Raw genomic sequence first — 24137 nt, forward strand, 5'->3', positions numbered from 1 at the left:
TACGATGCGGCCATGTCCCTGCCCCACGCGATCCTCACGGCCCTGCTCGAGAAGCCCTCTTCGGGCCTGGAGCTGACCCGCCGCTTCGACAAGTCGATCGGCTACTTCTGGTCGGCCACCCACCAGCAGATCTACCGCGAACTGGGCAAGCTGGAGCAGGCCGGCCACATCCGGGCCCTGCCGTCCGAGCAGCCGACCCGGGGCCAGAAGAAGGACTACGAAGTTCTGCCCGCCGGCCGGGAGGAACTGGCGGCCTGGGTCACCCGTCCCGAGGACCCCCGGCAGATCCGCGACCCGCTGCTGCTGCGCCTGCGCGCGGCGGCGGTGGTGGGCGGCGCGGACATGGAGGCGGAGCTCGTACGCCATCTGGAGCTGCACCGCACCCAGTTGGCCGGATATCTGGCGATCGAGGAGCGCGACTTCCCGCCGGAGCGCCGGGTGAGCAAGCAGGACCGGCTGCGCCATGTGGTGCTGCGGGGCGGCATCGAGCTGGAGACCTTCTGGACGAAGTGGCTGACGGACACCCTCGCCGAGCTCACCGCCCCGCCCGACGGCGGCGAAACGTCCCGGGATGCGTGACCTGACGGGCCGTGAGATCGTCACCGCGTGACGGACTCCTTGATCGCGGTCTGCTGTGCGGCCGCTCTCACCCTGCTGCTGAAATCCGCCGTGGGCCTCGCCCGAGCCGGAGGCGCCGACCCGTCCGCGGAGGCCCGCTCCGTGACCTCCGCGCTGTACGGCTGCGGGATCGCCGTACTGGCGCTGGTCCTGTTCATCGCGCTGGCCTGACGGCGGGCACCGGCGTCTACGCCTGGGGCGCGCGCAGTATCCCGCCGTACTCGTACAGGCCCTTGCCGTCCTTGTTCGCCTTCGCGGCCCCGAGGTAAGGCGCCAGGTCCGGGTGGACCGGGGCGAGCGGCGGCTGGTCCGGGTCGGGCCGCCAGTCGGCCAGATCGACCAGGCCCGGCTCCACCGGCACCAGCCCCTCCACCAGCGCGTCGACCTCGGCCGGCGTCCGCGTCTGCCAGGGGATGCCGCCCGACGAGATGTGCTCGGTCATCTCCGCGCCGCGCACCGGATCGTCGGACACGACGTGCGAGAAGCCGACACAGCTGCCGGGCGCCGCCCGGTCGATGACCGTACGCAGGATCCGGCGCGGGTCGTCGGCGTCGACGAGGTGGTGCCCCACGGAGAGGAACAGCACCGCCACCGGCTCCTCGAAGTCGATCAGCCGCCGCACATCGGGATGGTCGAGCACCGACTGCTGGTCCCGCATGTCGGCGGTGATGACGGTCGTCGTCGCGTTGTCGGCGAGCAGCGCGTGCCCGTGCGCGAGCACGATCGGGTCGATGTCCACGTACACGACCCGGGCGTCCGGCGTGAAACGCTGCGCCACCTGGTGGACGTTGTCATCGGTCGGCAGCCCGCAGCCCATGTCCAGGAACTGGCGGATTCCCAGCTCCTGCGTCAGATACCGGACGGCCCGGTAGAGGAACTGCCGGTTCTGCCGGGCGATGTCCACACACTCGGGGAACGCCGGCAGCGTGGCGAGCAGGAAGGCACGGTCGACCTCGTAGTTGTCCTTGCCGCCCAGCATCCACCCGTAGGCCCGTGCGGAAGTCGGCACGTCGTACGGTATCGAGACCTGGTCGGGCCGGTTGTCGTCGATCACGCGCGCTCTCCGCCTCTTCAGCGATGCCGGTGTGCCTGCCAACGTCCCGCCGACCCTACTTGCGCCCCACACGTCACCCGTCCGTATTCGGCCACCCGACGCCACCGGCCGCTACCCGGCTCCGGCCGGTGGACGACCCTGGTGTGTACCGTCCGCGCACTTGTGTTCTATGTTGCACAGGCAAAGTGAGGGGGGACTTCGCGTGGCACGGGACTATGACAGCCAGTTGCTGGAGTCGGTGGCCGTACGCCGGCGCAGGATGCGGGACGCGCTGCTGTTCGGCGCGCAGCGGACGCGGCGTACGGCGGACGAGCGGCTGGGAAAGGTCTTCGCGGGAGTCGTCATCGCGGCGGTCCTGTGCGCGGGGTGCGTCGGCTGGTCCTTCCTGCAGCACACGCTGGCGAAGCAGAAGGCCGAGCAGGAGCAGCGTCAGGCACACCACTACGGGCAGCCGGTGACGCGGTGGTGAGCGCAGCGGCGGCCCCCCGCGCGCAGCTCAGCCGGGTGACCCTGGTCGGCGAGCGGCGACGCGCCGACATCGTCCTTCCGTCGGACACCGCGATCGGCGAACTGCTCCCCGACATCCTCCAGTTGCTGGACGACCGGGTCGCCACCCGGCCGCTGACACGGCAGTTGATCGCGACCGACGGCTCCGCCCTGCCGCACGACAGCACGCTGGCATCGGCCGGTATCCCCGACGGCGCCGTGCTGCGGCTCGTCAGGACCCACTCCGCGCCGCCCGCGCCGGTGGTGCACGACGTCACCGATCTCGTCGCCGACGACCTCGACCTGCGGGCCTGGCGCTGGCGTCCCGCCGCACGCCGCGTCGGCGCGGGCGTGGCGACCGTCGTCTTCACAGTGACCGCCGCACTGCTCGCACGCCGCGAGTTCCCCCTCGGCGCTCTGGCCGGTGCCATGACGGTGGTCGCTCTCGTGCTTTCCGCGGCGGGTGCGCTCGTGTCCAGGTTCGGACGGAACCAGGGCCTGTCGACCGCGCTGCTGCTCGCCTCCGGTGGCCTGGGCGTCCTCGCGGCGTGGACGGCCGCCGACGCGCACGACTGGCCGGTGGACGGCCGCGTCGCCGCTGTCGCGGGGGCAGTGATTCTCATGCTGGCGCTGCTCGGCCTCTTCTCGCCGCTCGGCCGCGGTGGACTCACCGGTGCTGGGGCCACGGCTGCGGTCGGCGCCGTGTGGGGCGGCGTTGCCTCTGTTCAGAGCGATCCGGCCCGGCTCGGCGCCGTCATGGCCGTCTTCTCCGTCGTGCTGCTCGGCCTGCTGCCACGGCTCGCTCTGATGGCCTCCGGACTCGCCGCACTCGACGACCGCCGCTCGGGCGGAGTCTCCGTCAGCCGCCACGAGGTGGCCAACGCGCTCGCGGCCACACACCGCGGACTCGCGCTGGCGACGATGGTGGCCGCGGTCTCCGCCGCCGCCGGCGTGCTCGTCACCCTGGCCGAAGACCCGACGGTGTGGACCGTGGCGCTGTCGTCCCTGGTCACGGTGGTACTCCTGTCCAGGGCGCGGGCCTTTCCGCTGGTGGTGGAGGTCGCCACACTCTTCGCCGCCGCGGCGGCCCTCGTCGTACGGCTGATGATGCTGTGGCTGCAGCATGGCGGGGGCCTCGCGCCGCTGGCCGTGCTGTGCCTCGCCGCGGCGCTGCCGTTGCTCGTCCTCGCCGTGCAGCCGGCCGAGCATGTGCGGGTCCGGCTGCGGCGCACGGCGGACCTGGTGGAATCCATCGGCGTGATCGGACTCTTCCCGCTCGCCGTCGGCGTGTTCGGCGTGTACGGACAGCTGCTCAACAAGTTCTGAATCGACGCGCGGCGCTCCGGGTGGCGCAGTACAACGGGGGAGAGAGGCTGACATGCCGAACGGGGACAACTGGCAGGGCGATGTGCTGCGCGATCTGCGCGGCGGTGCCCAACCGGGTCCGCAGCCGGCCGCGGCGCCGCCGCCCGGTGCCATGGCTGCCGGCCAGGGCCGCACCGCTCACCCCGGCACCGACCCGGCGGGCACCGCAGCCGAGCAGAACCGTTCCCCCTTGGGCGATGCGCGGCAGCCGCAGCAGCAGCTTGCTTCCCAGGCAGCCTCCCGGCCCCCGACGCCGCCGACTTCCGGCCCGGCCGCGTACGCCCCGGCCGCCGTCCCGCAGCGCACCCCCGACTCGCGAGCCGTGATCGACCAGGCGCTGGCCGGTACGGGACGCAGGCCGCGGCGCGGGGAGCCCTTCGCCGCGCGCGCCGTGCGCACCCTGCGCCGTACGCTCGCTTCTTCGGCCGCGCGCGAGATCGCGGGCGCCACCCGCACCGCCGAGGTGCTGCAGCAGCCGGTGACGACCGGCCGGCAGATCGCCGTCACCTCCATCCGCGGCGGGGCCGGCAAGTCGACCGTCGCGGCGCTGCTCGGCCTCACGTACGCGCACTACCGGCAGGACCCCGTTCTCCTCGTCGAGGCGGACCCGGCGCTCGGCTCGCTGCCGCTGCGGATGGGCGCCGAGACACTGCGCTGGACCACCGGCGACGTCGCGGACATCGTCGAGCCGCAGATGTCGCTGCTCGACGTCACGGGATATCTGGTCCAGCTCCCCGGCAACGCCTGGCTGCTGCCCGGCAGTCAGGGCCAGATCGGCGCGATGCTGGACACGCGGGCGTACGAGCGGGTGATGGTGTCGCTGCGGCGCTACTTCGGCGTGACGGTGGTCGACTGCGAGACGCTGCCCGCCGAAGTCGCCCGCGTCGCTCTCTCCGCCGCTCAGGCCCGCGTCCTGACCGCCCCGGCCACGCTGGAGGGCATCGGGAGCACGTATGCGGTGCTCCAGTGGATGCAGGGGCTGCCCCCGCACGTGATCGCGGGCACGGTCGTCGTCCTCGCCGAGCTGGCGCCCCACTCGGGCGTGGGTCTCGAAGCCGCGGCCAAGCAGCTCGCAGCCACCGGGGCGAGGGTGCAGGTCCTGCCGTACGACCGGCACCTGGCGGCCGGCGGCCCCATCAGCACCGGACTGCTGGCCCACTCGACCAGGCAGGCGGCTGCCCGTCTCGCGGCGGAGGTCTTCCGGCTCTCTCTTCAGGGCCGCTGACCGCGGATGCCGAGTCCCACCGTGCCGAGGCCGCCCGCGACCCTGCCGAGCCCGAGCCCGAGCCCGAGCCCGAGCCCGCCGAGCCCGACCGCGAACGACGGACGACGATGAGTACCCGACTGATCCACCGGCCGGCCAGGACCACGCGGCCGCCCGCCGACTCCGAGCCCCGGACCATCGAGGCGCCGCCCAACCTTCCGGAGGGGAAGGGCGGCAACATCGCGATGTCGCTGCTGCCCGTCGCCGGCGTCATGTCCTCCGTCGTCATGATGACGGTCGTGCGCAACAGCCAGTTCGCCGTGCTCGGTGCGCTCGTCCTCGTCGTCACCATCGCCGGATCCGCCGTCCTGGTCTTCTCCCAGCGCGGCAAGGCCCAGCGCACTCGCCGGACCCAGCGCGAGGCGTATCTCGCCTACCTGGAGGATCTGCGGGAGGAGCTCTCCGCGGAGGAGCGGGAGCGGCGCGAACGCGCAGACGTCCTCAATCCGCCGCCGCAGGCCCTGTACGACATCGTCCGCGACCCGGCCCGGCTGTGGGAACGCCGTCGTGTCGACGGGGACTTCCTGCGGGTGCGGGTCGGCACCGGGGAGATGCCGGTGCGCGACCTGCGGATCGGCGACCCGGGTTCGTCGGTCCTCACCCCGCCGGACCTGTTCATGCTCAACGAGGCGTCGGCACTGACCGCGCGCTTCCGCACCGGCACCGAGCTGCCGCTGACCGTGCCGCTCGACCGTGTCGGCAACGTCAGCGTCGTCGGCCCCCGCGAGGACTGCCTGCGCGTCGCGCGCGCCCTGCTCGTCCAGACCGCCGCCCTGCACGCACCCGACGACGTGGGAGTCGCCCTGGCCGTCCCCGGGGACCGGATCGCCGACTGGGAGTGGGCCAAGTGGCTGCCGCACCTGCTCGACGCCGACCAGTTCGACGGCCCCGTCGCCGCCCGCCGCATCGCCCCCTCCGCCCACCGGCTCGCGCGGCAGATCGGGCCGGAACTGCGTCGCCGCGCCTCGTACGCGGCCGAGGTGCGGCGAGGTCTGTCGGCCAGGGACGCGCTCTCCATGACGGCCCGGCTGCTCGTCGTCGCCGACGGGCACGGGGAGGACGCCGTCGACCTCCCGCTTCCCGACGACGCCGTCGGCCTGCACGAGATGGGGGTCACCGTCCTGCATCTGCTCGAACAGCGGATCCAGGAGCCGGGGCACGTCAGTGTGCGCATCACCGTGGCCGGTGACCAGGTGGTCATCGAGGACCTGCGCCGGACGGAACCGGTCAGCGCCCACGGCGCCGTGGACGACGCCGGTATCCCCTTCGCCGAGGGCCTCGCCCGGATGCTGGCGCCCTTGCGCCTGTCCGCCGAGTCCCTCGTCGACGCGCCCCTGTCCGGTCCGGTCGACTTCGCGGGCCTGCTCGGAATCGACGACGTCGCGCGGCTCGACCTGGCGGAGCTGTGGGCGCCGCGCGGAGAGCGCGCCTTCCTCCGCGTACCCATCGGCGTCAGCGACTCCCGCGAACCGGTGCTGCTGGACCTGAAGGAGTCGGCCGAGCTGGGCATGGGCCCGCACGGTCTCTGCGTCGGAGCCACCGGTTCCGGCAAGTCCGAACTCCTGCGCACCCTCGTCCTCGCCCTGGTGGCCACGCACCCGCCGGAGGACCTCGCCATGGTCCTGGTCGACTACAAGGGCGGCGCCACCTTCGCGCCGTTCGCGGACCTGCCGCACGTCGCCGGTGTCATCACCAACCTGGAGAACCAGGCGGGACTCGTGGAACGCGTCCACGCCTCGCTCGCCGGCGAGGTCAAGCGCCGCCAGCAGGTGCTCAAGGACGCGGGCAACGTCGCCGACATCGGTCACTACGCGGCTCTCCGCGCCGAGAAGCGGCCGGACCTGGACCCCCTGCCGCACCTGTTCGTCGTCATCGACGAGTTCGGTGAACTCCTCACCGCGAAGCCCGACTTCATCGACCTGTTCCTGTCCATCGGCCGCATCGGCCGCTCCATCGGCGTGCATCTCCTGCTCTCCAGCCAGCGGATCGAGGGCGGCAAGCTCAAGGGACTGGATACCTACCTCTCGTACCGGCTCGGCCTGCGCACCTTCTCGGCCGACGAGTCCCGCACGGTCCTCGACACGACGGACGCCTTCCATCTGCCCCCGCTCCCCGGCTTCGGCTTCCTCAAGGTCGACACCAGCCATTACGAGCGCTTCAAGGCCGGCTACGTCTCCGGCGCGTACCGCGGCCCCTTGCAGCGGGGCGACGAGGAGGACGCCGGTCCGCTCGCCCTGGAGTACGGGGCCTTCAACTCGCCCGGGGAGACGGCCGCTTCAGCCCCGCGAGGTCCCTCGATGCCACGCCGGGAGACCGGTCCCACCGAGATGGGAGTGCTGGTCGAGCAGCTGGAGGGCGCCGCCGGCCCCGTGCGCCGCATCTGGCTCCCTCCGCTTCCGGACGCGATCACCCTCGGCGAGGTCGCGGGTCCGCTGGAGGCCGGCCGGCGCGGCATGCAGCTGTCCGCACGGCGGGGTCCCCTCCAGGCGCCGCTCGGCCTGCTCGACGACCCGGCCAGGCAGTGGCAGGGCCAGTGGTACCTGGACCTGACAACGGCCGGAGGACACGCCGCGGTCATCGGCGGCCCGCAGTCCGGCAAGACGACACTCCTGCGCACCCTCGTCCTCTCGCTCGCACTGACCCACACCCCGCAGGAGGTCGGCGTCTACGGCCTCGACCTGGTCGGCGGCGGCCTGGCCGCCCTGGCGGGGCTGCCGCACGTCGGCGGCGTCGCCGGCCGTGCCGACCGCGAGCGCGCGGCACGCACCGTCGAAGAGGTGCGGAACATGCTCGCGGCGCGGGAGGAACTGTTCAGACAGCACGGCATCGACTCCGTCGAGCAGTTGCGCACTCTGCACGCCGCGGGCCGGCTGCCGCAGCTGGCCTCCGCGGAGATCCTGCTGGTCATCGACGGCTTCGGAGCGCTGCGCGACGACTTCGAGGAACTGGACGACGCCGTCGTCGACATCCTCAAGCGCGGCAGCGGCTACGGCATCCACGTGGTGGCGGGCATGCTCCGCTGGAACGACGTCCGCATCGCCACCCAGTCGAACTTCGGCACCCGCGTGGAACTCCGTCTCAACGACCCCACGGAGTCGAGTGTCGACCGCAAGCTCGCCGAGACCCTGTCGCCCGACGAGCCCGGCCGCGTCCTGACCGACGGCAAGCTGTTCGCACAGGTCGCGCTTCCCCGTACGGACTCGACGCCCGATCCGGCGGATCTGGGCGCCGTCCTGGAGCGCACCGTCCGCACGGTTCGCGGCGCCTGGAGCGGCGAGGTCGCCCAGCCGGTACGGGTCCTGCCGCACGTCCTGGAACCGCACCTGCTGCCCGGCCCGGCCGCCGAGCCCCTGCGGGTGCCGATCGGCCTGGACCAGGCGGCGCTGGAGCCCGTCGCCCTGGACCTGTTCCGGCACGACCAGCATCTGCTGGTGATGGGCGACAGCGAGTGCGGGAAGACCAACCTGCTGAGGACGATCGCCGACGGCCTCATCGAGCGGCACGGCGAGGACGAACTGGTCTTCGCCGTCATGGACCCCAGGCGGAGCCTGCGCGGCGCCGTCCCGGAGGAGTTCAACGGCGGCTACGCGTACAACTCCAAGATGTGCGCGGGCCTCGCGGCCGGCATCGCCACCGAACTCGAGAAGCGGCTGCCGGACGACAGCGCGAGCCTCGCCGATCTGGAGCCGGGCAGCTGGGGCAGCGGGCCGCGGATCGTGGTGCTCGTCGACGACTACGACGTCCTGACGACCGCGGGCCAGTCACCACTCACACCGTTTCTGCCGTACATACCCTCCGCGGTCGACATCGGTCTCCACTTCGTCCTGACCCGCCGCGTCGCGGGCGCCTCGCGCGGCATGTACGAACCGCTGGTGCAGGGCCTGCGCGAGTCGGGAGCCTCCGCGATCCTCATGGCGGGCGACCGGAGCGAGGGCCAGCTCTTCCCTGGTGTGTACGCCTCTCAGCAGCCCGCCGGCCGAGGCGTGCTCATCCGCAGGGGCCAGTCGAACCGCCTGATCCAGACCGTGTACACACCCAGGAGCCGGACGACCCCATGACCAAGGACGTCATCGCCCTCACCCGGCGCATGCCCGACCCGTCGAGCGTGCTCGCCGGCCTGCTCGCCGCAGGCCCCGACAGACTCGTGGGAATCCAGGGCGACGGTGCGGTCGTGCAGCTCTGCGACGCGGAGGGCCGGCCGCTCGTCTCCGTCGAGGCGCCGATGCTCGTGGAGGTCGCGGGCGAGGCGAAGCGGCTGCTGGGTGCCACGGAACCGCCGCTTCCGTTCTGGTGGACGGAGGCCCGCGCCACCACCGGCGTCCAGGAGGCCGAGGAGCTTGCGGGCGCCTTCGCCGCCCGGCTGGCCACTCTGCTGGACGGGTCCGCCTGGCCGCCGGAGGCCGCCCGATCCCTCGCCGTGGTGAAGGGCGAAGGGCTGAGTGTCGCGCCCACGCCCGCCGCCGCCCAGCCGGCCGTCGACGTGCTGACCGACACGGTGGCCGTCGTGATCCAGGACCGGCCGGTGATCGCGATGACGGCCTGGCTGTCCGACGCCTTCCGGGCGGCCGCCGCCGCGGGGCTGGGACTCCAGATCGTCAGCCCCGCGGGCGCCAGCCTCTCCCCCGCCGTACGCGACAGCCTGCCGGGCGCGCCGTCCCGCTGGGTCGTGCGGGACGAGCGGGACGGCTACTACGACGGCCGGTCCGGAGCGGTGCTGCGCTGGCAGGCAGGCATGTTCGCACCGGTCGAGTCGCCCGACGCGACCGCCGGCGATCCGCGTACTCCCGTGGCCGAGTCGTTCAAGCAGTCGGCGGACACCGGTGAGCGGCAGCTCGCCCTCACCTTCCGGGCGATCCACCCGGCGGACGAGCGGCTGGTGCTCGGCCGCGGCCTGGAAGCGGTCTGGCGCGAACTGACCGGCGCGCCCCCGGCCGGCTGGGGCAACGCGGAGCCCGCGAACATCCCGTGGTCGCCGCGCCGGCTGACCGACGTCGCCCAGGGCAGGGCGCCGGAGCCGACCTGGGCCGTGGTGGTCGGCGGCCCGGACCGCCCAGGACTGGCAACGGTCCGCATCAGGCGTACGAAGGCGGGCGTGGAGGAGGAGGTGACGCTGGCCTTCGGCTACGGCGCCGACGAGGAACCGCCGTTGCACGCTCTGCCCAGGGCGGCGGAGGTGCTGGCGACCCGGCACGACCTTCAGTCGTTGCTTGTTCAAATACGCAAAGCGCGCCGCGATCTGGCGGTGCCGCCGCGCTTCGAGGGGCCCGGCGTCCCGGTGGCCTTCGTGCTCGGCGCGGAAGAGGTGCGTGGCATACCCGGTGACCGCGCGCGGCGTACGCCGCTGTCGGTGGCGCCGGTCCGACTCGGACCGAAGGCGCGCCCGGCCCTGTACTACCCGCTGCCGGGAGACCCGTCCGACCTCTCGGGGTGGCGGGACTTCGAGCGGCTGGTGAGCCATCTCAAGGGCGAGTGACGGCCGCGCACCGAAGCGGACGCGATCGCGCCAAATGGCGGGACGTCGACCACTGTTGAGCCGCTTCGATGTGACATTTTCGACTGCTGCCCGGAGTGTCGCGCATGTTGATTGCAGCCGCGACGCCGGAGTTGATAGGCATAAGTGTTCGTATGGCCATCTGAACGAACGGGGGAGCTCGATGAAGTTCGACATGGGATCGCAGGTCCTGTCGACCCTGGCGTCGCAGTCGCAGGGCTCGAACAGGGACCTCGGGCTGTTGATCCGCCAGCTGATCCAGGCGGCCGAGCCGCTGGAGGGCCGGTTCAACGGCGCGGGCAAAGCGGCGTTCGACCTGTTCAAGTCACGCGCCGACGAGATCACTGCGGACCTGAACGCCTCCCTGGCGGCGATCCTCGGCGGCCAGTCCGGCATGGACGCGGCCTTCGGGTCCGGTGACCAGGAGCAGGATGAGAACGCGCGGACGCAGATGTCGGCCGCGAATTTCGACGCGGCGCGGTTCTCCGGCCGCTGACCTGCCGGTTCACCGTCCACCGGCAACCTTTGGAAACTTACGGGGAGTGATTGTGATGGCTGGTGCGGGTGCCGACCGTCGTTCGTACGACACGGGTGCGTCGAGCGAGGTGCAGGGCAACATCCAGGCGTTGATCGCACGTCTGGAGCTGGTGATGGCGGCGCGGGACGCGCAGGTCAAGAACGCGATGAAGGACTTCGCGGCGGACGGCGTGGCGGACGAGTACCACGGCAAGGAACTGCGCTGGTACAGCACCTCGCAAGAGGTGCGGAACATCATCCGGCTGCTGAAGACCACGCTGGAGAAGAACGATGCCACGGCGCAGCAGACGCTCGCGCGGGCGAAGGCCGCGGTCGACAACATCGGCTGACCGGCGGCGTGTTCACCCTGGCGTCAGGCCGGGGCCGTGACGTGGTGACAGGGGCAGGACGGGTTGTACGGGGGAGCGTCGTTCATGTCGTCGTGGGACATCGAACCGCAGGGCGTACAGGGTCAGTTGCAGCTCACCGGCACGCAGGCCGGAAGTCTGGAAAAGGTCCTGTCGGCGATGATCGCGGACTTGTCGGGGGCCGCGCAGGCGGCAGGCACGGTCGTGCCCGGCTCCGCGGTCCACTCGTTTCCGAACGGTCCGATCGCGCCGGGGCCGCAGCCGTCCCCGGTGATGCCGGGGGCGATGCCGGTCACCCAGAAGGCACTGGGCCCGGTCGCCGCGGCGCTGTCCGAGTACGTGGAGAAGCGGCAGAAGGACCTGACGGCCATGGCCGACCGAATCCAGGCAGCGGTCCTGGGGACGGTCAAGGCCACCGGTGAATACATCGAAGGCGATCTCGCGGCGGCCAAGGAAGCCCAGGACGCGGCGCGTCAGGTGCGGCTGGACCTGCTGCGGGACGCCGGGGGGAGCGGGCGGTGAGCGGCAACAGTCCGGTCGATCCGTACGAGGTGCCGGAGTTCACCGGCAGCTGGTGTGAGCTCGACCAGCGTGTGAAGGCGCTCTCCGGGGCGAGCACCAAGATCGTCACCGCGGCGACCGACGTCCACACGACGTTCGGTGGCCTGCGGGCGTTCTACCGCGCTCCGGAGGCGGAGCAGCTCTTCGCGGTCACGGAACCGGTCAGGACCACGGCTCAGCTGATCGGGTCCGACCTGTCGGTGATCGCCGGAGCGCTGCGCACCTATGCCCAGGACGCCCAGCCGCTGGCGCAGCGGCTGAACGAACTGAGGGCGGAGGCCCAGGCGTTCCGGACCGGCCCCGCCGCCGACGACGAGTGGCGCGAGGACGCCGACCTCATCGACGAGAACCTCAACCGGCGCAACAAGATCGCCGAGGTCTGGGCCGCCTTCCAGGACGTCGAGAAGGCCTGCCACGACAAAATCGTTTCCCTGGTCGGCGGCACACCACTGAAGACGGACGACGGCTCCGGCAAGAAGGGCATGTACGGCTACGACGCCGAGGTCCTCAAGCAGGCCGAGAGCCTGCCGTGGGGCGACGCCGTCGAGGAGTCCACACCGGGATGGCAGGTGTGGGAGCACGGCGCCGACTTCGTGACGGGCTTCGCCGTGGACGGTGTGTGGGCCACGGTCGTGGGCATCGGCACGCTGGCCGGCTTCAACGGCTGGGACGCCGCGGGCGACGCGTGGAGCGGCCTCGCCACGCTGGGCGAGGGGCTGGGCCACACCATCGTCTTCGGCGTCGACTCCCCCTTCTGGACGCTGCCGGAGGAGCAACTCCCCGCGCGGATGCGCGAGTCACGCGTCGCGGTCAAGGAGACCGGCAAGGCACTGCTCGCCTGGGACGACTGGGAGGCACACCCGGGACGGGCGGCCGGCGCGGTCACGTTCAACGTGCTGACGACCGTCTTCACCGGCGGTGCGGGAGGCGCGGCGGCCACGACGGCCAAGGCCGGTGCGGTGGCCAAGGCCCTCTCGGTCGCGGGCAAGGTGAGCCGGGTCGTCGACCCGATGACGTACGTCTTCAAGGGCGCGGGCGCGGGGCTGTCGAAAATCGGCGACGCGATGGCCTCCCTCAGGAACCTGGGCAGGATCCAGGTCCCGCCGCTGCCCGAGGGCGCCATCGCCCTGCCGGAGGGCGGGTACAAGCTCGCCGACGGGACGCTGCGGCTGCCCGAGGCATCGGCGATACCGGAGGGCGCGTTCGCCGTTCCGCCGCGCACCGTCAAGCTGCCCGAGGGCACACCGATCCCCGCGGGCGCGGTCGACCTCGGCGACGGCATGGTGCAGCTTCCCAGGCGCGGGGAGGTCCCGGCCGGCGCGGTGGCGGTGGAGGAAGGCACCGTCAAGGTCCCGGCCGGCGCGACAGCACTGCCGCCGGACACGGTGCCGCTGCCCGGGGCGGGCAAGGACTTCTTCTACAACGCCAAGGGCGACCTGCTCGGGCCCGACGGCACCCTCCTGCAACGCGGCACCGACGCCAAACCCGAGACGCCACCGGGCCAGGCCACGCCGGACCGGGCGCCGGCCCCGGCCACGAACCCCTCCGTCCTGCCCCCGGCCAGGCAGCCGGTCCTCGTCGGCGCGGACGCGGCCGACGGCGCGCGCCTGGGCGGCGACGCGGGCCGCCTGGGACCGGGCCACGGCGACGACGGCCTCCGCCTCGGCGACGACGCCCCAGGCCCGGTCCAGGACCGCACCCCGGGCGGCGGGGCGGGCGACAACATGCCGACCAACAACCTCGACAACGGTGCCGGCGGCCGCAGTGGGGACACCACACCTACGGGCGGCGGCAGGGGCAACGTGCCGGATGGCTCACCGGCGCACAACGGCGTACCGGGCGGGTCCGCGGCAGACAACGGCGTGGGCAGCGGCTCCGGACTCCCGGACGCGCCGGGCCCGGGCGGTTTCGACGACGCGGCGCGGGCCGGCGACGAGGTAGCGGACATGCACTCACCGCAGCTGGGTGACCTCCGTCATGGAGCCGGTAGCACCGAGTGGGTGCAGCGTACTCCTGAGCAGATGAAATGGTGGCGGGACGAGCATGTCCGGCTTGCCAACGAGGACCAGGCGTGGTTCAAGAGACATTACGACATCCTGGGCCGTCGTGGCAGCTCTACTGAATTCGTCGACGGACAGCACCTGCCCCAAATCAAGAAGAATGCAGCCGGAAAGTGGATAGCAGTCCACGATCTGCCAAACGGTCCACGAGAGGTCAGGTTTAACCCGAAGCCTCTTGGTGTCGATTCAGTGCCTCCTGGAAATCTTCCGGAGCTTCACAAGGCGACCGGCGACCGGCGCGTCTCGATAGACCTCATCAATGCGCAAGAAGCGTTGAAGAAATCCCCAACACTGGTAAACCATGCCAAGGTCGATATCGCGCAGCAGGCGTTCGACAGACGCCTGCCGGGAGTGCCGAACAACAGTAAGATCTCAGAAGCATTGGGCGAAAAGGCAGCCCTTCTGCATGCGGTTCCTGTCCTCTATGACGTGGTCAAGGCCATTGATCTCCCGAAGACGCCCAACGGCGCCAACATGTTCGATGCCGCCTTCGAGCTCCATGGGAACGGACGTTTGGTAGTCGAGGCGAAGGCTCCGTCCGGGCAGTTGGACTGGCGCCACGGCAAGTCGGACCCGGAGGCCCCGTCCCGTGCCGGGTCTGGAGACGACGGTGGCGCGCAGGGAATGCGGGTAAAACAGGGTACCCGGGTCTATCTGCGGACAATCTTCGCAGAGATGACCGCTCGTGGTGGGCGAGATGCCGAAATCGCGGCTGACCTGCGGCAGGCGTTGAAGGAGGGGCGGCTGGAGTATGTGTTGGTCAAGGCCAGGGACGACGTGAACGGCTCCTATGCTGGTGTGGATGTTGAGAGCTTCAAGGTCTAGCTGAGGAGAACCAATGGCAACGCGAGTTGCGCGCCATGACTTCCCCGTGGAAAACGTGGATATCGTCATGGAGCCCGTCATCAAGGCCGCAAGCAGCGCTCTTGAAGACATCGAGACGTCCGAGGACGACCGGTTCGATGCGCTGACGCTGACGCTGTCCGCAGCAAAGTGGTACTGCCTCGGCAACCCTGACGCGGGAAACTTTGCAACGTGGGAGGCCTGGGTCACAGCTATGCAGGTGGGCACAGGCCTCTTCGCGGCCGGCACCGCTCAGGAAGGGCCTGTCGACTGTCGGGTAGGAAGCCTGGGTGAGGTGAAGTTGCTGCCGGCCACTGGACCACAGGAATACCTCCACGCAGGGAACTGGCTCGCGTCCTTCTATCTGGCTGTGATCTGCCGGGAAAACCAGCGGGTCGAGCAGCTCGCCCGAGTTCCGGTGTCCTTCCTGCGTGCATCCGGTGCGGAGTTCGATGAGTACGTCTATTCGTGGATCGAAACCCTTCAGCATCTGTGGTTCGGCAGGGCGGAGGTTTGGGACACGCTGACGGCGGCGGTGAACGGCACCGCACCCGAGCAGGCTCGCGTTGCCAGTACGGAGTTGATGCTCAAAATTCTCTATCCGCCGCTCGAACTGTTCCAGCTCTATTTGCGTCGGGAAAACGTCGCCTTCAACGACTCCCTTGCCACTGCTCTGAATTGGCACAAGGAGTACTGGACCGCCACAGAGGCCCGGGCTCGGAGCGGCGACGGACTGGTTGCCCTTGCTCCCCTTGCCATCGCGTGCATGGCTTTCGACGCCGACATTCCGATCGACGTGGAGTCCGAGTACCTGCCTCTGGCACTGCTCAAGCGCTTGTGGGTGGGGGAGTTCGCCACTTGATCTCCCATAGGCCGGGGGGCTCCAGAGTTTCTGCACAAGTTGGTACGGTGAAAGCAACACCTGCCCCCAAGAGGGTCGTACATTTCTCCAGGCGGGTGTGGGTGTGTCAAATCTGGCGCGCGCTCCAAAGGAATGCGGGTAGTGGTTCTGGGATCTGGAGGGTAGGGTGCCTCCAGGCATTGAACCCGTCCTGCAAGTATCTGCCAGAATAGTTGAGGTGCTTGGTCGGTTCTCGCTACTAAACCCTGTTTCTCTCGAGTGCACATGGTATGTGCGTGGGGTCGGAGCGACCGGCGTAAAAAGCGTGCTGCCGATTCTCGATCCATTGGATTACCCTGTCCTTCCCAGTAAAATCAACGGAAGTCGGCCGGTAGATTTCCCGGATGCCGAGATGATGAACATTGAGATCGTCGGAGGTGGCGTCTGGCTCGATGGTAGCGGGCGGAGGAGAAGTGAGCCGCAACTCGTGGACCTCTCGATGGCGCTCGATCCATATGGTCCGACAGGCACTCTCTCGGTTCACCATGACATTTGGGGCCCTTTCGACTTCTCCGGGCAACATCATCCTGATGTGCAGAGCAGGAATGCGCCTCGGCTTTCGAATGCCTTGAGTGATCCTACGTCCGTACTGGGAATGCCACCGGAGCCTGGCGAGCCGACGTACTTTGGTGTTGCTACTGAAAGCGGTATCGCCGCACCAGAGGTAGACGAACAAGGCTTTGGGCCCGACCTCACCGATTAAGTCTGATCATTGTTCGGGCTGTGGTGCGTATAGTTCCTTTCGAGTGGGGCGGTGGGTCTAAGCTCAAGCGTGGCTTACGTGGCGAGGGCGACGGTCGACAACGTCGGTGCACCGACCGGGTGTTCACCCGCGGAGGAGAAACGAACGCCCGGGTGGCACGACGTGTGGAGACAGTGCCAGGACGGGATGTACTGGGGATGTCATTCATGTCGTCGTGGTGCATCCGACCGTAGAGGGCTGCCCAAACCGCCACAACAGTTGTGGGGCATCCAACCGCAGGGGGCCTGCCCCAGTCGCCATGGAAGATCGCTGGCATGCCGCCAGTGGCGAGAATCGGATTCCCGATGGCTGCTGTAGTGCGAATCAACATTGACGATTCGGACGTCGACATGGATGATGCTCAGCGCATTCTCTATCGCGGAGCCCTGTTCACCGGCGAAGCCGCCGAATATCAGGACGGTCATCTCATCGGTCTGGACGAGTACACCGATGGAGTCATGAACGGTTGGTCTCGTGAGTGGTATCTGGATGGGAGTCGCCGTTCGGAAGGGTACGTCCGACGTGGCCGCGCAATGGGCGAGTCCAAGGAATGGCATCCCAACGGGGTGCTGAAATCCCGGAAGTTCTTCGACGATAACCCTGCTTCTCTCAGCGAGCGGGACACATGGGACGAGCATGGCGTCCTCGTTGACTCGTGGCGCCGCGACGACGGCGGGTTGGATGCGCCGTGATTTCCCTGGCCGTCGCGTGCAAGGCTTTGATGGCCCGGACCGGACGTGGCACGCAGTCCCGGTGCCGGCCTCAGTCGTCGGGGCGGGGGTGGCCGGGGCGTGCGTGGTCCGTCAGGCGGGTGCGGAGCCAGCGGGAGAGGGCTGTGGCCGCCGCGGTGAGGAAGACGAAGGTGTAGAGGATCTGGAGGATCGCCACCAGGCGGGCGCTCTGGCCCTTCGGGGTGATGTCGCCGTAGCCGACCGTCGCCAGGGTGACGATCGTGAAGTACAGCGCGTCGATGCGGGTCTTCAGGCCGTCGAACTGGCCCGGTTCCCTGCCGAGGGCGTGGTACGCGCCTGCGAAGACGAGTACGGACAGGCACATCAGCAGCGGGATGGCGACGCCCGGGCGGGTGCCGGGCCGCTCGGTGAGGACGTCTCTGACCTGGAAGAGCAGCAGCAGGGCGATCGACACCAGGGTCAGGGTGAAGAGCGTCCAGCTGACGCCGGGACGGTCGGGGCCGAGTTCCTCCAGGGGGAGCAGGAAGTACGCCGCCGTCATGAGGACGCTCGCCCCGACCGCGGCCAGCCTCAGCGGTGTGCGTCCGGGGCGGCGCGGTCCGCGGTCGTCGTCCGCCGTCATCAGTGTGCCTCCCGCCCCGGATCGTCCTGCCCGGCCCGTTGCGCCGCCGTCGCCCACCATCGGCCGGGTCCTTCGCCCGCCGCCACCCGGACGCCGCCGAACGGCGCACAAGCCCCCGGGCCTCCGCTCCCTTGGCTCAGCGTGCCCCCCTGCCCGGTGCTTCCGGGCCTCCGCGCCCCCGCTCAGCAGGCCCCCGCCCCCTCCGGAACCTCAGCGCTCCCCGTCCCCCACCCCCGGGACGCGGCTCACCGTGCGGCCCAGCGTGGCGGCCGACCGGGCGAACTGCGCCGCGTCCAGGACGGCCGCGCCGCCCGGGTCGTTGTTGAAGTACGCGTACACGTCCGCCTCGTCCGGCCACGCGCCGGCGATGCGGACGGCCCACGACATGAGCGCCCGGCGGCCGTAGCGGGGCTCGGGCCGGGCGAGGCCGGCGTGGAAGCGTACGTAGCCCCAGGACGCCGTGCGCCACAGCGGGGTGACGGGGCGGGAGCCGCGGTCCGCCCAGCACAGGGCGGCGTCGTGGCGTTCCAGCAGCGCGCGCAGCCGGGTCTGTGCCTGCCACCACGACGGGTGCCGGAGCTCGACGGCCACGCGGACCGCGGCGGGGAAGCAGGCCAGTGCGGCGGCCAGGGCGTCGACGTCCTGCTGGTAGTTCGGGGGGAGTTGGAGCAGCACCGGCCCCATCCGGTCGCCGAGTCCGGTCGTGCGGTCCATCAGTCGGTGCACCGGCTCGACCGGGTCGCGCAGCCGCTTGATGTGCGTCAGGAAGCGGCTGGCCTTCACCGCCATGACGAAACCGTCGGGGGTCCGCTCGCGCCACGCGGTGAAGATCTCCGTGGTGGGGAGCCGGTAGAAGGCGTTGTTGTTCTCCACGGTGGTGAACTGCCGGGCGTACTCCTCCAGCCACAGCCGCTGCGGCAGGCCGGGCGGATAGAGGATGCCTCGCCAGTCCTTGTACTGCCATCCGGACGTTCCGACCAACAGGGGCATGGGGCGATCCCTGCCCGTAAGCGACCTCGGCGTATCGCCTGCGGCGGCCCGGCACTCCGTACGGAGACCGGTTGCGGGCCTGGTGGTGTTACCGGGGGACACATCTTTCCCCGCCGGTCCCCCTGCTCCACTATGGGGCCTGTTTCCGGCCGGTAACTCCCCACGCCCCAATACCGACTGGGCGGTTTGCCAGTTCGTAGCTGAAGGAGGAGTCAACAGGGTGTCCAAGCTCCGACACGTCGTTCCGGAGACCGCGGACGAGGATCCGGGTCACGCCGCCCTGTCCGACGCGGAACTCACCGAACGCGTCCGTGCCGGCGCCCCGTCCGCCCATCCGGCCACCCAGGAGCTCAAGCGCCGCCACATGCCGGCGCTCCGCGCGTACGCCATGCTCTGCGGCCGCAGCACCCTCGCCGGCGACCAGCTCGCGGTGCAGGCGTTCGACCTCGCCGCGCAGGAGGCGTGCCGGGGCATCGACCCCCGGGGCAGCTGGGGACACCACCTGCTGATGACGCTTCAGCGCATCGGGCTGAGATGGGCGGTCGGCAGCCGCCGGGCCAGGCTGGCACCCGGCTTCGCGGCGTGGCTCGACGACAACACCGACCTGACCGCGCCGCATGCGCCCGATTCGCCGGGTCCCCGGCTCGCGCAGACGTCCGCGATGCTCGCCTGCTTCTACGGACTGCCCGAGCAGACGCGGGGCATCCTCTGGTACGCGACGGTGGACGACGAACCGGACGCCACGGTCGGCACCTTCGTCGGCGTCCCCGCGGGCACGGTCCCCGAGCTGCGGGTCAAGGGGCAGGACGCCTTGCGCAAGGCGTACATCCAGACGTATCTGGAGCACAGCGGCGACCGGAAGTGCCTGGGGTTCCGCCGCATCATCGACGCCGCGTCCCAGCCCGCCGACGGGCGGCGCAGCAACGACCTGACGCTCCATCTGGGGGAGTGCACCAGCTGCGCCCGGCTGATGGGCAAGCTGACGCGGATGGCGGACGCCCCCGGGACCGTGCTCGCCGAGGGCCTGCTCGGCTGGGGCGGAGCGGCCTACGCGGCGGGCGGTCCCGTACGGGCCAGGCAGACGCCGGACTCCCCGATCGAACGGTGGGAGAACCGGGCCGCCCTGCCCGTCTTCGCGGGCTCCCCCGCCGCACGCGGGCGCGAGGTGGCGGTACGGAGTGTCAGATGGCGGCCCTCCCCGCTCACCGTCCTCGCGGCGGTGGCGGTCGTGGCCTTCGCCGCCGGCACCTGGGCGGCGACCGGGTCCGACGGCTCCGGACCGGACCGCGACCGCGGCCAGGCCAGTGCGGACGAGCCCTCGCGCCCGGAAGCACGGCCGCCCGCCGCCCCGCCCACCTTCGCGCCGTCGGCGACCATCACCGCCTCCGCCGCACCCTCCAAGAAGCCGTCTCCCTCACCGAGCCCCGCCCCCTCCGCCGCGAAGAAGAAGCCCCCCGCTCCTCCGAAGCCCACGCCCGCACCCTCCCCGCCGAAGAGCGGCCCGCCCCGGCAGGTGCCCATCAGCGTGGGCGGCTGGGCCCAGGTCGTCCACGCGGCGACCGGACTGTGCCTGGACATCGACGGCGGCGTCATGGCCGACCGCACCGACGTCCTGATCGTGCCCTGCGACGGAACGGCCACCCAACGGTGGCGGCTCGAGTCGGTCGGACTGCTGCGCAGCGGCGCCGACCCCGACTACTGCCTGGACTCGCGGGGCTCCACGGACCGCGGTGCCGGCATCTGGTCCTGCTCCTCCGTCGAGGGCAGGAACGGCATCAACCTCCTCTTCGCCACGGACTCCGCGGGCGCCATCCGCCCGCGGGTCGCCCCGGACTTCGCGCTCGACCCCCACCGTGGCTCCGGCGGCAGCACCCTCGGCTTCGAGTGGGCGGACGGCGACTCCGACCAACGCTGGATCGCGCGCTACTGACGGGAGAGACCCGGCGGGACGGCCCGCCGGGCTCCCGTGCGTCGGCGGGCGGTCAGGCGACGGTGCAGGGCCTGCCGTTCAGCGTGAACGAGGCCGGCCTGCCGGTGTCGCCGGTATGCGTTGCCTGGAGGCCGATCTGCGTACTGGCCCCGGGCGCGAGCGCAGAGTTGTACGAGACGTTCCGCGCGGTCACCGCACCACTGCCGGGGCTGTACGTCGCGCCCCAGCCGGACGTGATGGTCTGGCCCGCGGGGAGCGTGAAGGCGAGCGACCAGCCGTTCACCGGCGAACTGCCGGTGTTGGTGAGGGTGATGGACGCCGTCAGGCCGGTGTTCCAGGCGTTGGACGTCCAGCCGACCCGGCACGCGCCCGTGGGCGGGTCGGGATCGGGGTCCGGCGTGGTCGTGCCGTCCAGGCCGAAGAACGTGACCGCCCTGGCCGCCATGCCGCCCGCCGGCAGGGAGTGGCCGACGCCCTGGAGGCTGATGGCCTCCACCGGCGCCTGGGCGCCGCCGGCGCCGTAACGGGTCCGCGTCCAGCCCGGCTGCGGGGTGTCGGTGTACGCGGGCGTCCGGCTCACGCCGTGGACGTCGGTCCACTGGTCGATCTGCTCGCCGAAGTTCGGGTAGCGCAGGGTGCTGTCCTCCGTGCCGTGCCAGATCTGCACCCTGGGCCGCGGTCCGCTGTGTCCGGGGTGCGCGGCACGAACGAGAGCGCCCCACTCCCGCGGGGTCCTGTCCACGGCGCCGTTCGCGCAGGCGCTGTTCCAGCCGGAGCCGTCGGTGGTGGCGAAGCAGGAGTGCGGTACGCCCATGAAGGCCGCGCCCGCCGCGAAGACGTCCGGATAGTTGCCCAGCAGGACGTTGGTCATCATCGCGCCGGAGGAGGCGCCGGTGACGTAGATCCGGCCGGGGTCGGCGCCGTAGCGCTGCTGGGCCCAGGCGACCATCGAGCGGATGCCCACCGGATCGCTGCCGCCGTCCCGCCTGAGGGCCTGCGGCGAGGACACGTCGAAGCAGTTGCCGCTGCGGGTCGCCGACGGGTAGACGACGACGAACCCGTGCCGGTCGGCGAGCGAGGCGAACTCGGTGCCCGAGTGGAAAGCCGGGCCGGAGCCCGTGCAGTAGTGCACGGCCACCACCACGGCCGGCCGCGCCGCGACCGTGTCGGGCACGTACACGTGCATCCGCAGATTGCTCGGGTTGCTGCCGAAGCCGGTCACCTCGGTCAGCGCGGCCGCCTGCGCGGGAGGTGCGGCGACGGCGAGGAGCAGCGCGGACAGCAGCGGTAAGACGGCTGCCAGGAGTGTTGTGAGCAGTGCTCTCGGCGACCGCCTTCCGGCGGTTGCCGTGTGCGGGGATCTGTCGGCCATGTTCGGTTCCTTCCTAGACTGCGGACGTGAAGGGACTGCTGCTGCGGCTGTCGGCGCTGGACGCGGACGCCGCCACCGCCGTGCGCGTGATCGCCCACTTCGAGGCGCTGCTCGGCAGTGGTCCTGATCCGGACGCCCTGGCGCGGTCGACCGCCGGGCTGGCCGGGTGCGCGGTGGGTCTCGCACTGCCCGACGGCCGCGTCGCGCGGTTCGGGCCGGACGGCGCCGCGCTGAAGGGCGCGCCGGAGCATGTCTCCGGCCGGGCCGAGCTCGAGCCGGCCGGGCATGTCTGGCTGGAACGGCCCGGCCCGCCGGGCCCGTTCGACGAACTGGTCCTGGAGTGGACGGCCATCACCGCGCAGGTGCTGGCCGGCCGTCCCCGGCAGATCCGGGTGCCCTGGGCCGCCGACCCGGCGCTCGTCGAGCTGGTGCTGTCCGGCCGGGAGGACGCGCCCGACCGGGCCCGTGCGCTGCGGCTGCTGGGCCTGGCCCCCGACGCTCCGCTGCGCGTCGTCGTGGTGGCCGGCGGCCGGGGAGCGGACGCCGGGGTGGAGGCCGTGGCGCTGCTGGGGCGCGGCACCCTGCGGGGCACCGTACGGGTGGCGCGGGTCGGCTCGCTGGGGGCGGTGCTGGTGCAGCGCCCGGGACCGCAGGACGGCAGCTCACCGGCCGCGGAGCTGAGGGCGGCCCTGGCGGAACGCCGCCGTGACCGGAGGACGGCCCCCACCGCCGGGCCCCGCGGGGGCGTACGCGTCGGGATCGGCGGCGGGGCCGACCCGCTGGACGCGCGTGCCTCCTGGGCGCAGGCGCGGGCGGCCCTGCGGTTCGCGGTGGCCGAGGCGCCCGAGGAGGCGGTGGCCGACCACGACGAACTGGGCCCGGTCGCGCTGCTCGCGGACATCCCGGTGGACCGGCTGCGGGCCCAGCCCGGAGTGCGGCGGCTCGGGGGGCTGGCGCGCGGCGGGCAGGGTGGTGAACTCCTTGCGGCGCTGGGCGCGTTCTGCCGTACGGGAACGCTGCGGCAGGCCGCCGCCGAACTCCATCTGCACCACAGCTCGGTGGCCGCACGCCTGACCCGGGTCGAGAAGGAGCTGGGCTGGCGGCTGCGTGAACCGCAGGACCGCTTCCGCGCCCAACTCGCGCTGTACGCACTGCGACTGGCGCGGGACGCGGACGACGGTACGTATGACAGTACGGGGGCCGGCACCGGGAACGGCCCGGGGAACGGCACCGGCGTCGGCGCCGGGTGAGGCCGCACGCCTCTCACCGGCCCAGCGCCGCGCGCAGCACCGCTACCGCCTCGGCGGTCGCGCCCCGTATGACGGCGGCGTGCCCGACGGCCCACGCGCCGTGGAAGGCGCCGCTGATCAGCCGCAGCCGCGCCGGCACGGCGGCGGCGCGCAGAGCACGGGCGTAGTCGACGCCCTCGTCGCGGAGGGGGTCGAACTCCATCACCGAGAGGTACGCGGGCGGCAGCCCGGACAGCTCCGCGGTCCCGGCGCGGGCGGGGGCGGCGTACGGGGAGACACCGGCGGTGCCCCGCAGCCCGGGCCCCAGGTAGGCGTCCCAACTGAGGCGGGCGTTGCGCCGGTTCCACACCGGCGTGTCGGTGAACAGCCGGGCGCTCGCGGTCTCCAGCCGGTCGTCCAGCTCAGGGCTGCACAGATGCTGGAAGCAGACCTCCGGGCCACCGCGGTCACGCGCGAGCATGGCCAGCGCGGCGGCCAGGCCCGCTCCGGCGCTGTCGCCCCACAGGGCGACCCGGTCGGGCCGCACCCCGAGCCGGCCGGCGTTCCGCGACAGCCAACGCAGTCCGGCGTAGCAGTCCTCCAGTGCCGCGGGGAAGGGGTGTTCGGGGGCGAGGCGGTAGTCGACGGAGACCACCAGTGCCGCCAGTTCCCGGCAGAGCAGCAGGTTCCAGTCGAGGTCGACGTCCGGCGAGCCGAGGACGAAGCCGCCGCCGTGGATCACGTACACGGCGGGCAGCGGTCCCGGTTCGCCCCGCGGCCGGTGGACCCGCAGCCGCACCTCGGGCGCACCGTCCGGGCCGGGGACGTGGACGTCCTCGACGTCCACCCCCGCGGTGTCCGTCGCCGCCACGGCCACCGCCAGCTGCTCCGCCTGCGCGGCCCGGGCGGCGCGCACGTCGGTGATGTCGACCTCGGGCATCATCGGGAGCGCCGCGGCGAGCTCCGGGTCGAACCGGTGGCGCGAGGGCATGGCTGCTTCCTCCGGCTGTGGGGGTCCGTGTACGGCGGGTGG

21 protein-coding genes are annotated in these 24137 nt (G+C 71.5%); 16 read left to right on the forward strand and 5 right to left on the reverse strand.

Features of this window, described 5'->3' with window-relative positions:
- Positions 1-12: 12 nt before the first annotated feature.
- Both ACFYOP_RS16940 and ACFYOP_RS16945 read left to right on the forward strand, forming a co-directional pair.
- Positions 13-579: a PadR family transcriptional regulator gene (locus ACFYOP_RS16940; protein WP_356898440.1), complete on the forward strand. Its 567-nt coding sequence runs from the start codon at positions 13-15 to the stop codon at positions 577-579.
- A 27-nt stretch (positions 580-606) separates the two neighbouring features.
- A complete protein-coding gene (locus tag ACFYOP_RS16945) occupies positions 607-789 on the forward strand; it encodes a hypothetical protein (RefSeq protein WP_356898441.1) in 183 nt (60 codons plus the stop codon).
- A gap of 16 nt (positions 790-805) precedes the next feature.
- Here ACFYOP_RS16945 and ACFYOP_RS16950 read toward each other — a convergent pair whose 3' ends face one another.
- Entirely contained in the window at positions 806-1672 is an 867-nt protein-coding gene (locus ACFYOP_RS16950) for an SAM-dependent methyltransferase (protein WP_356898442.1), read from the reverse strand.
- A gap of 202 nt (positions 1673-1874) precedes the next feature.
- On the opposite strand from ACFYOP_RS16950, the gene ACFYOP_RS16955 reads away from it, so the two are divergent.
- From ACFYOP_RS16955 to ACFYOP_RS17010, 12 genes are all read left to right on the forward strand, one after another.
- Complete coding sequence (locus tag ACFYOP_RS16955; RefSeq protein ID WP_356898443.1) at positions 1875-2141, forward strand: hypothetical protein; 267 nt, start codon at positions 1875-1877, stop codon at positions 2139-2141.
- Positions 2135-3484, forward strand: coding sequence for a type VII secretion integral membrane protein EccD (eccD, locus tag ACFYOP_RS16960; protein ID WP_356898444.1), 1350 nt, complete (start codon positions 2135-2137; stop codon positions 3482-3484). The genes ACFYOP_RS16955 and eccD overlap by 7 nt, the downstream gene beginning before the upstream one ends.
- A gap of 52 nt (positions 3485-3536) precedes the next feature.
- A complete protein-coding gene (locus ACFYOP_RS16965) occupies positions 3537-4748 on the forward strand; it encodes a MinD/ParA family protein (RefSeq protein WP_356898445.1) in 1212 nt (403 codons plus the stop codon).
- Between the two features lie 107 nt (positions 4749-4855).
- Positions 4856-8845 (forward strand): type VII secretion protein EccCa, encoded by a 3990-nt coding sequence (eccCa, locus tag ACFYOP_RS16970; RefSeq protein WP_356898446.1) that lies wholly within the window; start codon positions 4856-4858, stop codon positions 8843-8845.
- The gene (locus tag ACFYOP_RS16975; protein ID WP_356898447.1) at positions 8842-10260 is read left to right on the forward strand and encodes a DUF6177 family protein; all 1419 of its coding nucleotides are present in this window, start codon (positions 8842-8844) and stop codon (positions 10258-10260) included. The genes eccCa and ACFYOP_RS16975 overlap by 4 nt, the downstream gene beginning before the upstream one ends.
- Positions 10261-10441: 181 nt before the next feature.
- A complete protein-coding gene (locus ACFYOP_RS16980) occupies positions 10442-10774 on the forward strand; it encodes a hypothetical protein (RefSeq protein WP_356898448.1) in 333 nt (110 codons plus the stop codon).
- A gap of 55 nt (positions 10775-10829) precedes the next feature.
- Positions 10830-11144, forward strand: a complete 315-nt coding sequence (locus ACFYOP_RS16985) for a pore-forming ESAT-6 family protein (RefSeq protein ID WP_356898449.1) — start codon at positions 10830-10832, stop codon at positions 11142-11144.
- A gap of 84 nt (positions 11145-11228) precedes the next feature.
- On the forward strand, positions 11229-11684 hold the full coding sequence (locus ACFYOP_RS16990) for a DUF6507 family protein (protein WP_356898450.1): 456 nt from the start codon (positions 11229-11231) through the stop codon (positions 11682-11684).
- A gap of 29 nt (positions 11685-11713) precedes the next feature.
- Positions 11714-14608 carry a hypothetical protein gene (locus ACFYOP_RS16995; protein WP_388451834.1) on the forward strand — a complete coding sequence of 965 codons (2895 nt, stop codon included), beginning with the start codon at positions 11714-11716 and terminating at the stop codon, positions 14606-14608.
- A 13-nt stretch (positions 14609-14621) separates the two neighbouring features.
- Positions 14622-15488 (forward strand): immunity 49 family protein, encoded by an 867-nt coding sequence (locus tag ACFYOP_RS17000; RefSeq protein ID WP_356898452.1) that lies wholly within the window; start codon positions 14622-14624, stop codon positions 15486-15488.
- A 304-nt stretch (positions 15489-15792) separates the two neighbouring features.
- The gene (locus ACFYOP_RS17005; RefSeq protein WP_356898453.1) at positions 15793-16230 is read left to right on the forward strand and encodes a hypothetical protein; all 438 of its coding nucleotides are present in this window, start codon (positions 15793-15795) and stop codon (positions 16228-16230) included.
- A gap of 344 nt (positions 16231-16574) precedes the next feature.
- Entirely contained in the window at positions 16575-16961 is a 387-nt protein-coding gene (locus ACFYOP_RS17010) for a hypothetical protein (protein ID WP_356898454.1), read from the forward strand.
- A 70-nt stretch (positions 16962-17031) separates the two neighbouring features.
- Here the strand turns inward: ACFYOP_RS17010 and ACFYOP_RS17015 are convergent, their stop codons facing one another.
- Positions 17032-17583 (reverse strand): potassium channel family protein, encoded by a 552-nt coding sequence (locus tag ACFYOP_RS17015; RefSeq protein WP_388451839.1) that lies wholly within the window; start codon positions 17581-17583, stop codon positions 17032-17034.
- 210 nt (positions 17584-17793) lie between these two features.
- Positions 17794-18573 (reverse strand): DUF72 domain-containing protein, encoded by a 780-nt coding sequence (locus tag ACFYOP_RS17020; RefSeq protein WP_356898455.1) that lies wholly within the window; start codon positions 18571-18573, stop codon positions 17794-17796.
- A gap of 220 nt (positions 18574-18793) precedes the next feature.
- On the opposite strand from ACFYOP_RS17020, the gene ACFYOP_RS17025 reads away from it, so the two are divergent.
- A complete protein-coding gene (locus ACFYOP_RS17025; protein ID WP_356898456.1) occupies positions 18794-20503 on the forward strand; it encodes an RICIN domain-containing protein in 1710 nt (569 codons plus the stop codon).
- A 52-nt stretch (positions 20504-20555) separates the two neighbouring features.
- Here ACFYOP_RS17025 and ACFYOP_RS17030 read toward each other — a convergent pair whose 3' ends face one another.
- The gene (locus ACFYOP_RS17030) at positions 20556-21875 is read right to left on the reverse strand and encodes a PHB depolymerase family esterase (protein ID WP_356898457.1); all 1320 of its coding nucleotides are present in this window, start codon (positions 21873-21875) and stop codon (positions 20556-20558) included.
- 26 nt (positions 21876-21901) lie between these two features.
- Here ACFYOP_RS17030 and ACFYOP_RS17035 point away from each other — a divergent pair, with 26 nt between their 5' ends.
- Positions 21902-23125, forward strand: a complete 1224-nt coding sequence (locus ACFYOP_RS17035; RefSeq protein WP_356898458.1) for a helix-turn-helix domain-containing protein — start codon at positions 21902-21904, stop codon at positions 23123-23125.
- Between the two features lie 13 nt (positions 23126-23138).
- On the opposite strand, the gene ACFYOP_RS17040 is transcribed toward ACFYOP_RS17035, so the two are convergent.
- Positions 23139-24095, reverse strand: coding sequence for an alpha/beta hydrolase (locus ACFYOP_RS17040; RefSeq protein ID WP_356898459.1), 957 nt, complete (start codon positions 24093-24095; stop codon positions 23139-23141).
- Positions 24096-24137: the final 42 nt, after the last annotated feature.

It is taken from the genome of Streptomyces sp. NPDC006294 (genome assembly GCF_042870895.1).
GTDB lineage: Bacteria > Actinomycetota > Actinomycetes > Streptomycetales > Streptomycetaceae > Streptomyces.

Coding starts and splice junctions, on each gene's coding strand:
- ACFYOP_RS16980 (WP_356898448.1), top strand. CDS start 10,442: ATGAAGTTCGACATGGGATCGCAGGTCCTGTCGACCCTGGCGTCGCAG.
- ACFYOP_RS17010 (WP_356898454.1), top strand. CDS start 16,575: ATGGCTGCTGTAGTGCGAATCAACATTGACGATTCGGACGTCGACATG.
- ACFYOP_RS16975 (WP_356898447.1), top strand. CDS start 8,842: ATGACCAAGGACGTCATCGCCCTCACCCGGCGCATGCCCGACCCGTCG.
- ACFYOP_RS16940 (WP_356898440.1), top strand. CDS start 13: ATGTCCCTGCCCCACGCGATCCTCACGGCCCTGCTCGAGAAGCCCTCT.
- ACFYOP_RS17040 (WP_356898459.1), bottom strand. CDS start 24,095: ATGCCCTCGCGCCACCGGTTCGACCCGGAGCTCGCCGCGGCGCTCCCG.
- ACFYOP_RS17000 (WP_356898452.1), top strand. CDS start 14,622: ATGGCAACGCGAGTTGCGCGCCATGACTTCCCCGTGGAAAACGTGGAT.
- eccCa (WP_356898446.1), top strand. CDS start 4,856: ATGAGTACCCGACTGATCCACCGGCCGGCCAGGACCACGCGGCCGCCC.
- ACFYOP_RS16965 (WP_356898445.1), top strand. CDS start 3,537: ATGCCGAACGGGGACAACTGGCAGGGCGATGTGCTGCGCGATCTGCGC.
- ACFYOP_RS17015 (WP_388451839.1), bottom strand. CDS start 17,583: ATGACGGCGGACGACGACCGCGGACCGCGCCGCCCCGGACGCACACCG.
- ACFYOP_RS16990 (WP_356898450.1), top strand. CDS start 11,229: ATGTCGTCGTGGGACATCGAACCGCAGGGCGTACAGGGTCAGTTGCAG.
- ACFYOP_RS16985 (WP_356898449.1), top strand. CDS start 10,830: ATGGCTGGTGCGGGTGCCGACCGTCGTTCGTACGACACGGGTGCGTCG.
- ACFYOP_RS17020 (WP_356898455.1), bottom strand. CDS start 18,573: ATGCCCCTGTTGGTCGGAACGTCCGGATGGCAGTACAAGGACTGGCGA.
- ACFYOP_RS17030 (WP_356898457.1), bottom strand. CDS start 21,875: ATGGCCGACAGATCCCCGCACACGGCAACCGCCGGAAGGCGGTCGCCG.